The sequence below is a fragment of the Pseudomonas sp. NPDC088414 genome (assembly GCF_044753325.1).
Taxonomy (GTDB): Bacteria; Pseudomonadota; Gammaproteobacteria; order Pseudomonadales; family Pseudomonadaceae; genus Aquipseudomonas.
In genome coordinates this window covers 763-13,223 of sequence record NZ_JBIVMY010000053.1, presented here as the reverse complement: position 1 = coordinate 13,223, position 12,461 = coordinate 763, and the positions used below count along the sequence as shown (strand labels likewise).

15 protein-coding genes and 1 pseudogene are annotated in these 12,461 nt (G+C 59.5%); 1 reads left to right on the top strand and 15 read right to left on the bottom strand.

Features of this window, described 5'->3' with window-relative positions:
- From ACIP8I_RS26595 to trmJ, 12 genes and pseudogenes are all read right to left on the bottom strand, one after another.
- A pseudogene (locus ACIP8I_RS26595) lies at positions 1-554 on the bottom strand (23S rRNA (adenine(2503)-C(2))-methyltransferase RlmN); the annotation flags it as partial.
- Between the two features lie 28 nt (positions 555-582).
- Entirely contained in the window at positions 583-1,008 is a 426-nt protein-coding gene (gene ndk, locus ACIP8I_RS26590) for a nucleoside-diphosphate kinase (protein WP_003227894.1), read from the bottom strand.
- Positions 1,009-1,095: 87 nt separating this feature from the next.
- A complete protein-coding gene (gene iscX, locus ACIP8I_RS26585; RefSeq protein ID WP_077574428.1) occupies positions 1,096-1,296 on the bottom strand; it encodes a Fe-S cluster assembly protein IscX in 201 nt (66 codons plus the stop codon).
- A 14-nt stretch (positions 1,297-1,310) separates the two neighbouring features.
- Complete coding sequence (gene fdx / locus ACIP8I_RS26580) at positions 1,311-1,652, bottom strand: ISC system 2Fe-2S type ferredoxin (RefSeq protein ID WP_003227897.1); 342 nt, start codon at positions 1,650-1,652, stop codon at positions 1,311-1,313.
- Positions 1,652-3,517, bottom strand: a complete 1,866-nt coding sequence (gene hscA / locus ACIP8I_RS26575) for a Fe-S protein assembly chaperone HscA (protein ID WP_400764845.1) — start codon at positions 3,515-3,517, stop codon at positions 1,652-1,654. The genes fdx and hscA overlap by 1 nt, the downstream gene beginning before the upstream one ends.
- A 51-nt stretch (positions 3,518-3,568) precedes the next feature.
- Positions 3,569-4,090 (bottom strand): co-chaperone HscB, encoded by a 522-nt coding sequence (gene hscB / locus ACIP8I_RS26570; protein ID WP_400764844.1) that lies wholly within the window; start codon positions 4,088-4,090, stop codon positions 3,569-3,571.
- An 8-nt stretch (positions 4,091-4,098) separates the two neighbouring features.
- Positions 4,099-4,422, bottom strand: a complete 324-nt coding sequence (gene iscA / locus ACIP8I_RS26565) for an iron-sulfur cluster assembly protein IscA (protein ID WP_003227904.1) — start codon at positions 4,420-4,422, stop codon at positions 4,099-4,101.
- Between the two features lie 28 nt (positions 4,423-4,450).
- The gene (gene iscU, locus ACIP8I_RS26560) at positions 4,451-4,837 is read right to left on the bottom strand and encodes a Fe-S cluster assembly scaffold IscU (protein WP_003227907.1); all 387 of its coding nucleotides are present in this window, start codon (positions 4,835-4,837) and stop codon (positions 4,451-4,453) included.
- Positions 4,838-4,920: 83 nt separating this feature from the next.
- Positions 4,921-6,135 carry an IscS subfamily cysteine desulfurase gene (locus ACIP8I_RS26555; protein ID WP_007964423.1) on the bottom strand — a complete coding sequence of 405 codons (1,215 nt, stop codon included), beginning with the start codon at positions 6,133-6,135 and terminating at the stop codon, positions 4,921-4,923.
- A 47-nt stretch (positions 6,136-6,182) separates the two neighbouring features.
- Positions 6,183-6,674 (bottom strand): Fe-S cluster assembly transcriptional regulator IscR, encoded by a 492-nt coding sequence (gene iscR / locus ACIP8I_RS26550; RefSeq protein ID WP_003227911.1) that lies wholly within the window; start codon positions 6,672-6,674, stop codon positions 6,183-6,185.
- Between the two features lie 248 nt (positions 6,675-6,922).
- Complete coding sequence (gene cysE / locus ACIP8I_RS26545; protein WP_007964422.1) at positions 6,923-7,699, bottom strand: serine O-acetyltransferase; 777 nt, start codon at positions 7,697-7,699, stop codon at positions 6,923-6,925.
- Between the two features lie 3 nt (positions 7,700-7,702).
- Positions 7,703-8,473: a tRNA (cytosine(32)/uridine(32)-2'-O)-methyltransferase TrmJ gene (gene trmJ / locus ACIP8I_RS26540; protein ID WP_027612138.1), complete on the bottom strand. Its 771-nt coding sequence runs from the start codon at positions 8,471-8,473 to the stop codon at positions 7,703-7,705.
- A gap of 145 nt (positions 8,474-8,618) precedes the next feature.
- On the opposite strand from trmJ, the gene suhB reads away from it, so the two are divergent.
- Entirely contained in the window at positions 8,619-9,437 is an 819-nt protein-coding gene (gene suhB / locus ACIP8I_RS26535) for an inositol-phosphate phosphatase (RefSeq protein ID WP_007964419.1), read from the top strand.
- Positions 9,438-9,676: 239 nt separating this feature from the next.
- Here the strand turns inward: suhB and ACIP8I_RS26530 are convergent, their stop codons facing one another.
- The 3 genes from ACIP8I_RS26530 to secD form a co-directional block, all read right to left on the bottom strand.
- Positions 9,677-10,225 carry a glycine zipper 2TM domain-containing protein gene (locus ACIP8I_RS26530; protein WP_041071808.1) on the bottom strand — a complete coding sequence of 183 codons (549 nt, stop codon included), beginning with the start codon at positions 10,223-10,225 and terminating at the stop codon, positions 9,677-9,679.
- Positions 10,226-10,346: 121 nt separating this feature from the next.
- On the bottom strand, positions 10,347-11,261 hold the full coding sequence (secF, locus tag ACIP8I_RS26525; protein WP_007964416.1) for a protein translocase subunit SecF: 915 nt from the start codon (positions 11,259-11,261) through the stop codon (positions 10,347-10,349).
- Between the two features lie 9 nt (positions 11,262-11,270).
- A partial coding sequence (gene secD, locus ACIP8I_RS26520; RefSeq protein WP_400764843.1) for a protein translocase subunit SecD occupies positions 11,271-12,461 on the bottom strand: 1,191 nt, incomplete at its 5' end.

Sequence of the window (12,461 nt, the reverse complement as noted above, 5' to 3'; positions counted from 1 at the left end):
AGATGCATGGCGGCCACGACGTTGTCGAAGTTCAACAGCGGTTCGCCCATGCCCATCATCACCACGTTGGTGATGGCGCGGTCGATGGTGGCGGGAACACTGCCGAAGGATTTGTTGGCAATCCACACCTGACCGATGACTTCGGCGGCGGTGAGGTTGCTGTTGAAGCCTTGCTTGCCGGTGGAGCAGAAACTGCAGTCCAGGGCACAGCCTGCCTGGGACGAAACGCACAGAGTGCCGCGCTTGCCCTGGGGAATGTAGACGGTCTCGACACAGCTGCCGGACGCCACGCGCACCACCCACTTGCGGGTGCCGTCGCTGGAAATGTCCTCGCTGACCACTTCGGGACCACGGACCTCAGCAATAGCCTTGAGCTTGTCGCGCAAGGCCTTGCTGACGTTCGTCATGGCGTCGAAATCATCGACGCCAAAGTGGTGAATCCATTTCATTACCTGACCGGCACGGAAACGCTTCTCCCCGATTGAGTCGAAGAATTTTTCCATTTCCGGCTGGGTCAGACCCAGCAGGTTTGTTTTAACAGTCGATGTAGTCATGGATTCACCTTCACTCTTTAAGCAATGCTTAGCGAGTGGTTACTTCAGTAGCTGCGAAGAAGTACGAGATTTCGCGAGCAGCAGCGGCTTCGGAGTCCGAACCGTGAACGGCGTTGGCGTCGATCGACTCGGCGAAGTCAGCACGGATGGTGCCGGCAGCAGCTTCTTTAGGGTTGGTAGCGCCCATCAGCTCACGGTTGCGAGCGATAGCGTTTTCGCCTTCCAGAACCTGAACAACAACAGGACCGGAGATCATGAACGCAACCAGGTCGCCGAAGAAACCGCGCTCTTTGTGCTCAGCGTAGAAGCCTTCAGCTTCGGCTTTGGACAGCTGCTTCATTTTCGAAGCAACCACTTTCAGACCAGCCTTTTCGAAACGGGTAACGATTTCGCCGGCAGCGCCTTTAGCAACGGCGTCAGGCTTGATGATGGAGAAAGTACGTTGAACAGCCATGGTGTAACTCCAGAAACGGTAATTTGCGAAAAATTAAACCCGCGAATTATACGCGGGTTCTTGGGTATTGCCTAACCTGCGAGACGATCAGTCCAATTCTTTGGCCCAGAGCTCCTGAACCGCTTCCAGCACCTTCTCGCCGACACGGCCAGAAGTGCTATCAAAGTCAGGCAGATCCAGGATCATCTGCTGCAGACGGACAAAACCTACAGAGTACGGATCGACGCCGGCGTGGGCCTCAGCCAGTTCTTCTGCAATACGTTGAACATCATTCCAACCGTAGCTCATGACAGTCTTACCAGTCAGTGCGGCGCTTCGGCCGCATGGTTAAGCGAATATTTCGGAATCTCGACGGTGATGTCTTCTTCACCGACGATAGCCTGACAGGCCAGACGCGATTGCGCTTCCAGACCCCAGGCGCGATCGAGGAAGTCTTCTTCCAGCTCGTCCGCCTCTTCCAGCGAGTCGAAACCCTCGCGGATGATGCAGTGGCAAGTGGTGCAGGCGCAGACGCCGCCGCAGGCGCTTTCCATCTCGATATGGTGCTCGTGAGCCAGATCGAGAATCGAAGTGCCGGGTTCGGCCTCGACAACCATGCCTTCAGGGCAGAACTTCTCGTGGGGCAGAAAAATGACCTGCGGCATCAGATATCCTCGATTTCATTCAGATTGCGCCCCGACAGAGCGGCTTTCACCGTCAAATCCATGCGGCGGGCAGCAAAAGCATCGGTCACTTGCGACAGACGCTTGGTCTGCTGCTCGATGGCGTAACCATCGGTGCCTTTCATCAGTTCGGCCAGTTCCTGCATCTGCAGTTCGATGACCATGCGCTCTTCGGCGTCGAGCAAACGCTCGCCATCAGCCTCCAGAGCGCCCTGCACCGCTTCGATCAGGCGCTGGGCATCGACCTGCTGCTCACGCAGAACACGGGCGACCTTGTCGTCATTGGCGTGCTGGAACGAGTCCTTGAGCATCTTGGCGATTTCGCCGTCGGTCAGGCCGTAGGACGGCTTGACCTGAATGCTCGCCTCAACGCCCGAACCCAGTTCACGGGCAGACACGCTGAGCAGACCGTCGGCATCGACCTGGAAGGTCACGCGAATCTTCGCCGCACCGGCCACCATCGCCGGAATGCCGCGCAGTTCGAAGCGCGCCAGGGAGCGGCAGTCGCTGATCAACTCGCGCTCACCCTGCAGCACGTGGATCGCCATGGCCGACTGACCGTCTTTATACGTAGTGAAGTCCTGCGCACGGGCGACAGGGATGGTGGTGTTGCGCGGAATCACCTTCTCCATCAGCCCGCCCATGGTTTCCAGCCCCAGGGACAGAGGAATCACGTCGAGCAGCAGCGGTTCGCCGCCATCGCGCTTGTTGCCAGCCAGCGTATCCGCCTGGATCGCGGCCCCGATGGCCACCACTTGATCCGGGTCGATTTCCGTCAATGGCTGACGACCGAAGGCTTCGGCAACGGCTTCGCGTACACGTGGAACGCGGGTCGAACCACCGACCATGACCACGGCATGCACGTCTTCCAGCTCGATACCGGAATCACGCACGGCGCGGCGGCAGGCTTTCAGGCTGCGAGCAACCATTGGCTCGATCAGCGCATCGAAGGCTTCGCGGCTGAGCTGCGCTTTCCAGTCACCGTAAGCGACTTCAACGCTGACCGCATCGGTCAGGGCTTCTTTGGCCGCGCAGGCGGTTTGCAGCAGATTGCGTTGTGCGCCCGGATCGAGATCGGCGGACAGGCCGGCGCTCTCGATGATCCAGCCGGCAATCGCGTGATCGAAGTCATCGCCGCCCAGTGCGCTGTCGCCGCCAGTGGCCAGCACTTCGAACACACCGCCAGTCAGACGCAGAATCGAAATATCGAAGGTGCCGCCACCCAGGTCGTAGATCGCCACCAGCCCTTCGGCGTGTTGATCCAGACCATACGCCACAGCGGCAGCGGTCGGCTCGTTGAGCAGACGCAGCACGTTCAGACCGGCGAGTTTCGCCGCATCCTTGGTGGCCTGGCGCTGAGCATCGTCGAAATACGCCGGCACGGTGATCACCGCACCGACCAGCTCGCCACCCAGGGTCGCTTCAGCACGCTGACGCAGCACCTTGAGGATATCGGCGGAGACTTCGACCGGGCTTTTCGGGCCTTGTACGGTGTCGATGAACGGCATGTGCGATTCGCCACCGACGAAGCGGTATGGCAGTTGCTCGCCCAATTGCTTGACGTCGGACAGACCACGCCCCATCAGGCGCTTGACCGACAGCACAGTATTCAAGGGATCGGAGGACGCGGCCAGTTTGGCCGACTCGCCAACCTCGACGCGGTCGGCGTGATAACGCACGGCGGACGGCAGGATGACCTGCCCGTCAGCGTCGGCCAGTGGTTCGGAAAGACCACTGCGCAACGCAGCGACCAGCGAATTGGTAGTGCCCAAGTCGATCCCCACAGCCAGACGACGCTGGTGCGGTTGAGGACTTTGGCCGGGTTCGGCGATCTGCAGTAGGGCCATCGTGATCAGGACTTATCTGTATATCAGGCGTGCGACCGGAGCGGCACTGGGTTAATCGTCGAGGCGCTCTTCTAACTGGCGCACTTCGTAGGTGAGCTTGTCGAGGAACTGCATGCGCCGCATCAGGCGTTCGGCCCGTTCGCGCTGCGCTGCATCATCCCAACAGGCTGCGAAGCTTTCGTTGAGTTCTTCCTGAGCCACTTTCAGGCGCCGCTTGAATACCGCGACACCGTCGAGGTCGGCACTGTCCTGAAGGTCTTCGAGCTCTTCGCGCCATTGCATCTGCTGCAAGAGAAACTCGGGATCGTGGACCGTGACTTCCATCGGCACTTCATGCCCGCTGATGGTCAGCAGATAGCGTGCGCGCTGGGCCGGGCTCTTGAGCGTCTGGTACGCGTCGTTGAGCCGTGCAGACTGCTCGAGCGCCGAGCGCTGCTCGCGCTCGGAAGCGTCGGCAAAGCGGTCAGGATGAACGCCGCGCGCCAATTCACGGTAGCGCGTGGCCAACTGCTCGAGATCCAGACGAAAGCTCGGTTGCAGCTCGAATAAAGCGAAATGACAAGGAATACCCACGACAAGCCTCAGATGTTGAAGCTTTCGCCGCAGCCACATTCACCGCGTACGTTGGGGTTGTTGAACTTGAAGCCTTCGTTCAACCCTTCCTTGACGAAATCGAGCTCGGTGCCGTCCAGGTAGGCCAGGCTTTTCGGGTCGATAATCACTTTTTCGCCGTGACTTTCGAACACCTGATCCTCGGCAACCACCTCGTCGACAAACTCCAGCACGTAGGCAAGGCCGGAACAGCCTGTGGTGCGAACACCCAGACGAATCCCTTCACCTTTGCCGCGCCCGTCGAGGGAGCGTCGCACGTGTCGAGCAGCCGCTTCTGTCATGCTGATAGCCATCGTTGACTCCTTACTCGTCGCGCAATGCTTAGATCAAGCCTTTCTTCTGCTTGTAGTCGCGAACAGCCGCTTTGATAGCGTCTTCAGCGAGTACCGAGCAGTGGATTTTCACTGGCGGCAGAGCCAGTTCTTCGGCCAGCTGAGTGTTCTTGATGGTCTCGGCCTCGTCCAGCGTCTTGCCCTTCATCCACTCGGTGGCCAGGGAGCTGGAAGCGATTGCCGAACCGCAGCCGTAGGTCTTGAACTTGGCGTCTTCGATAACGCCCTGATCGTTGACCTTGATCTGCAGACGCATCACGTCGCCGCACGCCGGAGCGCCGACCATGCCGGTGCCGACATCCGGGTCTTCCGCGTTCATCTTGCCGACATTGCGCGGGTTTTCGTAGTGGTCGATGACCTTTTCGCTGTAAGCCATGGTGCTTAATCCTCACTCATCAGAGAGTCGCTCTTTAAGCCCTGCAACCTGGGGTCGCAGGGCCGGTTCGCGGCGACTTGAAATCAGTGTGCCGCCCACTCGATTTTCGAAATGTCGACACCGTCTTTGTACATGTCCCACAGCGGCGACAGAGCGCGCAGCTTGGTAACGGCCTCGCAGACTTTCTGCGCGGCGTAGTCGATTTCTTCTTCGGTGGTGAAACGGCCGAAGGTGAAACGGATCGAGCTGTGCGCCAGTTCGTCATTGCGGCCCAGGGCGCGCAGTACGTACGAAGGCTCCAGGGACGCCGAGGTGCAGGCCGAACCGGACGATACCGCCAGATCCTTGAGCGCCATGATCAGCGACTCGCCCTCAACGTAGTTGAAGCTCAGGTTCAGGTTGTGCGGAACGCGGGCGGTCAGGCTGCCGTTGACGTACAGCTCTTCCAGATGCTCGACCTGCTTGTAGAAGCGGTCGCTCAGGGCTTTGATCCGCACGTTTTCGGCAGCCATGTCTTCCTTGGCTACACGGAACGCTTCGCCCATGCCGACGATCTGGTGGGTCGCCAGGGTGCCGGAACGCATGCCGCGTTCGTGACCGCCGCCGTGCATGGTCGCTTCGATGCGCACACGCGGCTTGCGGCTGACGTACAGCGCGCCGATGCCTTTAGGGCCGTAGGTTTTGTGGGCGGAGAACGACATCATGTCGACTTTCAGCTTCTGCAGGTCGATGTCGACCTTGCCGGTGGACTGAGCCGCGTCAACATGCAGCAGAACGCCCTTGGAGCGGGTCAGTTCGCCGATGGCAGCGATGTCGTTGATGGTGCCGATTTCGTTGTTCACGTGCATCACCGACACCAGGATGGTGTCTTCGCGCAGTGCCGCTTCAATCATCGCCGGGGTGATGAGACCGTCTTCGGTCGGCTCGAGGTAGGTGACTTCGAAACCTTCACGCTCCAGTTGGCGCATGGTGTCGAGGACAGCCTTGTGCTCGATCTTGCTGGTGATCAGGTGCTTGCCCTTGGAGCCATAGAAATGCGCCGCACCCTTGATTGCCAGGTTGTCGGACTCGGTGGCACCGGAGGTCCAGACGATTTCGCGCGGGTCGGCGTTGACCAGATCGGCCACCTGACGACGGGCGTTTTCGACGGACTCTTCAGCTTTCCAGCCGAACACGTGGGAACGGGAGGCCGGGTTACCGAAGTTTCCGTCGACCAGCAGGCATTCACTCATCTTTTGCGCAACGCGCGGATCGACCGGGGTGGTCGCAGAGTAATCAAGGTAAATCGGCAATTTCATGGACTATCTCCTAAATCAGGGCTGGCGTTCCGCTAGCTCTTCGGCTGTCATTCGACGGCGGACGCTTCAATCTTGTCCAGGCGTGGCGCCTTGCTGTTGCAACGGCGCTGGTCCTGACGCTGGGCTACTTCCTGCACCTCACGGCGAGTTACAAGATCAGCCAAGCTGATACCACTTAGAAATTCGTGAATCTGCAGGCTCAGGTCGCACCACAGGTGGTGAGTCAGGCAGGTATCGCCGGAATGGCAATCGCCCTGGCCCTGGCACTTGGTAGCATCGACCGATTCGTTGACCGCATCGATCACCTGAGCGACCTGGATGCCCTGCATGTCGCGGGACAACTGGTAGCCACCACCCGGACCGCGAACACTGGAAACCAGGTTGCTGCGGCGCAGCTTGGCGAAAAGCTGTTCGAGATAGGACAGGGAGATGCCTTGGCGCTCGGAGATATCGGCCAGGGACACCGGCCCGTGCTGCGCGTGCAACGCCAGGTCAAGCATGGCGGTCACGGCGTATCGGCCTTTTGTAGTCAGTCGCATGGACAGTTACCACGGAGTTCGGAATGGGCGGGAGTATGCAATTCCCGAGCATTTAAGTCAACTATAAGACCTAGTGCTTTAGTCGGGTTTACCCGCAAAAGAGCGCGCGAATGATAGCAGGGTCTGCGGCTTAATGGCACACCACCCTGCCGATGGAGCCTGTAGGAGCTGCCGAAGGCTGCGATCTTTTGCTTTTGCTTTAAATAAGATCAAAAGATCGCAGCCTGCGGCAGCGCCTACAAAGCCTGTCAGCCGGCTTTGGATTCGTCTTTGCCTTTGACGCAGGCAAAATCTTCTTCACGCAGCTCAGGCAGATCTTTCGCACAGTAATTACTGCCCAGATCCTTCAGCGCGCCGCACATCCCCTCCAGCCGTCCGTCCACCGCTTGCAGGTGATCGAGCAACTGACCGATGGCGCGAGCCACCGGGTCAGGCATGTCCTCGCTGACGCCATAAGCATCGAAACCGATCTTCTCGGCCATCGCCTTGCGCTTGGCGTCCTGTTCTTCATCAGACTTGACGATGATCCGCCCCGGAATTCCCACCACCGTGGCGCCCGGCGGTACTTCCTTAGTCACGACGGCATTGGAACCGACTTTCGCCCCAGCCCCCACCGTGAACGGCCCAAGCACTTTGGCCCCGGCACCCACGACAACGCCGTCACCCAATGTCGGGTGGCGCTTGCCCTTGTTCCAACTGGTGCCACCCAGAGTCACACCCTGATAAATGGTCACGTCATCGCCAATCTCGGCGGTTTCACCAATGACGATGCCCATGCCGTGGTCGATGAAGAAGCGCCGACCAACCTTGGCACCCGGATGAATCTCGATCCCGGTCAGCCAGCGACCGAAGTTGGACACCAGGCGCGCCAGCCATTTCAGCTCGTTGCGCCACAGCATCCCGGCCAGACGATGAATCCAGATCGCATGCATGCCGGGGTAGCAGGTCAGGACTTCAAAAGCGTTACGCGCAGCCGGGTCCCGATGGAATACGCTCTGGATATCTTCACGCAAACGCTCAAACATCATTCAGTCCTTCCGCTTAAGAAGCTCACCACGGGCCGCTTTCTGGGTTTCCGTGAGGATGCCACGCAAAATATTCATTTCCGCCCGGCTGACCGAGCTGCGTCCGTACAACCGGCGCAGGCGCGCCATCAAGTGCCGTGGCTTTTCCGGATCAAGAAATTCGATGGCGACCAGCGTCTGCTCCAGATGCTCGTAGAAGCGCTCCAGCTCATCCATGGTCGCGAGCTCGGCGCTTTTCACCGAGGCCACTTCTTCTTTCTCGATCTTGGTCGGCTGCCCTTGTGCGGCCAGCCAGGCCATGCGCACTTCATAGCTCAACACCTGCACCGCCGCCCCGAGGTTCAGCGAGCTGAATTCAGGATCGGAGGGAATGTGCACGTGAAAGTGACATCGCTGCAGCTCCTCGTTGGTCAGGCCGGAGTCTTCACGACCGAACACCAACGCGATTTGTGCGCCCTGCCCCGCCTCCTCGACCACTTTGCTCCCGCATTCGCGCGGATCGAGCAGCGGCCAGGGAATGCGGCGGTCACGGGCGCTGGTGCCGAGCACCAGATTGCAGCCGACCAAAGCGTCTTCCAGGGTGGCGACGACTTGTGCGTTTTCAAGGATATCCCCGGCACCGGAAGCTCGCGCATCGGCTTCGTGATGCGGAAACAGGCGCGGCTCGACCAGCACCAGCCGCGACAGACCCATGTTTTTCATGGCGCGCGCGGCCCCGCCGATGTTGCCGGGGTGGCTGGTATTGACCAGGACGACACGAATGTTCTGCAGCAAGGGAGGCGCTCTCGGACACAGGAAAGGGGTGCAAATCTTACAGAACAGCCTACCGTTAAGCTATGAAAGCGAACAGCGACCTTCACCTGAAGAAAAGTTCTGATAGAATGCGCGGCTTTCTTTAACAACCTTAGGTGACACATCCATGCAGCCCATGCTGAATATCGCGCTGCGCGCCGCCCGCAGCGCAAGTGAACTTATCTTCCGCTCCATCGAGCGCCTGGATACCATCAAGGTCGACGAAAAAGACGCCAAGGATTATGTATCCGAGGTCGATCGCGCCGCCGAACAGAAAATCATCGACGCTCTGCGCAAGGCATACCCGAATCACTCGATCCAGGGTGAAGAGACCGGCATGCATGTCGGTAACGGCATCGAAGGCGAAGAGTACCTGTGGATCATCGATCCACTGGACGGCACCACCAACTTCCTGCGCGGCATTCCTCACTTTGCTGTCAGCATTGCCTGCAAATACCGTGGTCGCCTGGAACACGCAGTGGTTCTGGATCCGGTTCGCCAGGAAGAATTCACCGCCAGCCGTGGTCGCGGCGCGCAACTGAACGGTCGCCGTCTGCGCGTCAGCGGTCGCACCAGCCTCGAAGGCGCGTTGCTGGGCACTGGCTTCCCGTTCCGTGACGACCAGATGGACAACCTCGACAACTACCTGGGCATGTTCCGCGCCCTGGTTGGCCAGACCGCCGGCATCCGCCGCGCCGGTTCCGCCAGCCTGGACCTGGCTTACGTGGCTGCCGGTCGTTTCGACGCATTCTGGGAATCGGGCCTGTCCGAGTGGGACATGGCTGCTGGCGCCCTGCTGATCCAGGAAGCAGGCGGTCTGGTGAGCGACTTCACCGGCGGTCACGACTTCCTTGAAAAAGGCCACATCGTTGCCGGCAACACCAAATGCTTCAAGGCAGTCCTGACGGCGATCCAGCCGCACCTGCCGGCTTCGCTGAAGCGCTAAGCTTCCCGCGAAACGCAAAAAGCACCCTTCGGGGTGCTTTTTTTATGCCTGGAGAAATACCACCGGCCCAGTGTAGGAGTGAGCCTGCTCGCGATGGCGGTGTATCAGCCGGCATTAATGTTGACTGATGCACCGCCATCGCGAGCAGGCTCACTCCTACAGGGGATTTGTGGTGGGGCTTGAATCGCGGGCACAAAAAAGCACCCCGCAGGGTGCTTCTTGTTAAAACAGTCGGACTGTTACTGACCCGGCTGATTCTGCGACAGAATCAACTTGCCTTCCTTGTCCACCGGAATCTGGTTGCCCGGATCGCGATCCATCCGCACTTTGCCTTCCTTGCCATCGAGCGAGTAACGCACGTCGTAACCGACGACCTTGTCACTGATGTCATTCACGGTGTTACAGCGAGTCTGAGTAGTGGTGTAGGTATCGCGGTTCTGCATGCCTTCCTGCACCTTGTTACCGGCATAACCGCCACCGACCGCGCCAGCGACCGTGGCAATCTTCTTGCCGGTACCGCCGCCGATCTGGTTACCCAGCAAACCACCCGCTACCGCACCAATTGCGGTACCGAGGATCTGGTGTTGATCCTTGACCGGCGCCTGGCGGGTTACAGCAACATCCTTGCACACTTCACGTGGAGTCTTGATCTGTGTTTTGACCGGTTCAACGGCCAGCACTTGCGCATACTCAGGGCCGCTTTTAACCAGGCTGTAGGTGGCAACAGCACCCCCGGCAGTCACACCGACAGCACCCAATACCGCACCAACCAGCAACGACTTGTTCACATGAACCTCCTGACCATCACATGCGGGACGCGCCCGCGCTTCTCCCAGCCTTGGAGCATAAAAAAAGGCGCGAGTTCAACTCGCGCCTTTTTCGGGCTGACAGCCGGAGAAACGATGGCCGTTATGGACGGTCGTCGACTTCTTTCTCGGTGTTGGCCGGAGGAATCAGATCCTCAGTGCTCAAGTTCAGCCAGATCAGCACCACGTTGGCGATGTAGATCGACGAGTAGGTACCCGCCAGAACACCGATGAACAGCGCGATGGAGAAGCCGAACAGGTTGTCGCCACCGAAGAACAGCAGCGCCGCGATCGCCAGCAAGGTCGAGATCGACGTCGCCATGGTCCGCAGCAGGGTCTGGGTGGTCGAGATGTTGATGTTCTCGATCAGCGAAGCCTTGCGCAGCACACGGAAGTTCTCACGAACCCGGTCGAACACGACGATGGTGTCGTTCAGCGAGTAGCCGATGATCGCCAGTACCGCCGCCAGCACCGTCAGGTCGAAGGTGATCTGGAAGAACGACAGGATACCGACAGTCACGATCACGTCGTGAATCAGCGAAACGATGGCGCCGACCGCGAATTTCCACTGAAAGCGGAAAGCCAGGTAGATCAGGATGCCGCCGAGCGCCAGGAGCATGCCGAGGCCGCCCTGGTCGCGCAGTTCTTCACCGACCTGCGGGCCGACGAACTCGACACGCTTGACCGTCGCCGGGTTATCGCCGCCGACTTTCTGCAGCGCGTCTGCTACCTGATGGCCCAACTGCGGGTCTTCACCCGGCATGCGCACCAGCAGGTCGGTGGTTGCACCGAAGTTCTGCACCACGGCCTCGTGGTAACCGGACGTCACCAGTTGCTCACGCACTTTGGTGACGTCGGCCGGACGCTCGTAGGTCAGCTCGATGAGCGTACCGCCGGTGAAGTCCAGGCCCCAGTTCATGCCCTTGTGGAAAACACTGAACAAGGCCAGAACGGTGAGAAACACAGTGACGCCGAACGCAAAGTTGCGAACGCCCATGAAGTTGATTGTACGTAACATGGCAGCCCCTTAAATCCACAACTTCTTGAAGTCACGTCCGCCGAAGATCAGGTTGACCATTGCGCGGGTCACCATGATGGCCGTGAACATCGAGGTAAAGATCCCGAGGGACATGGTCACTGCGAAGCCCTTCACCGGGCCGGTGCCCATGGCGAAGAGGATGCCGCCGACCAGCAGAGTGGTCAGGTTGGCGTCGAGAATCGCGGTGAATGCCCGGCCGAAGCCTTCGTTGATTGCACGCTGCACGGTCATGCCGGCGGCGATCTCTTCACGGATCCGCGAGAAGATCAGCACGTTGGCGTCGACCGCCATACCCATGGTCAAGACGATACCGGCGATACCCGGCAGGGTCAGCGTTGCACCCAGCAGCGACATCAGCGCCAGCAGCAGCACCATGTTCACCGCCAGTGCGACCGTGGCGATCACACCAAAGAAGCGGTAGATGGCGATGATGAACAGCGAGACGAACAGCATGCCCCACAGCGATGCATCGATACCCTTGGTGATGTTGTCAGCACCCAGGCTCGGACCGATTGTGCGCTCTTCAGCGAAGTACATCGGAGCGGCCAGACCACCGGCACGCAGCAGCAGCGCCAGTTCGGACGATTCGCCCTGGCCGTTCAGGCCGGTGATACGGAACTGCGCACCCAGCGGCGACTGAATGGTCGCCAGGCTGATGATCTTCTTCTCTTCCTTGAAGGTCTGCACCGGCACGTCTTTCTCGACGCCGTCGACAACCTGCTTGACGTAGGTGGTCACTGGACGCTGTTCGATGAAGATCACCGCCATGCTGCGACCGACGTTCGAACGGGTTGCGCGGCTCATCAGCTCGCCACCGTGACCATCCAGGCGGATGTTCACTTCAGGCGTACCGTGCTGAGAATCAAAACCGGCCTTGGCGTCAGTCACCTGGTCACCGGTGATGATCAGGCCACGTTCGATCTGTGCAGGAGGACGCTTGCCTTCACGGAACTCGAAGGTTTCGGAAGTGGCTTTCGAAGCACCCGGCTCTGCAGCCAGACGGAACTCAAGGTTGGCCGTCTTGCCGAGAATACGCTTGGCTTCGGCAGTGTCCTGCACGCCCGGCAGCTCAACCACGATGCGGTTGGCGCCCTGACGCTGAACGATCGGTTCGGCAACACCCAGCTCGTTGACGCGGTTACGTACCGTGGTCAAGTTCTGCTTGTTGGTGTAGTCACG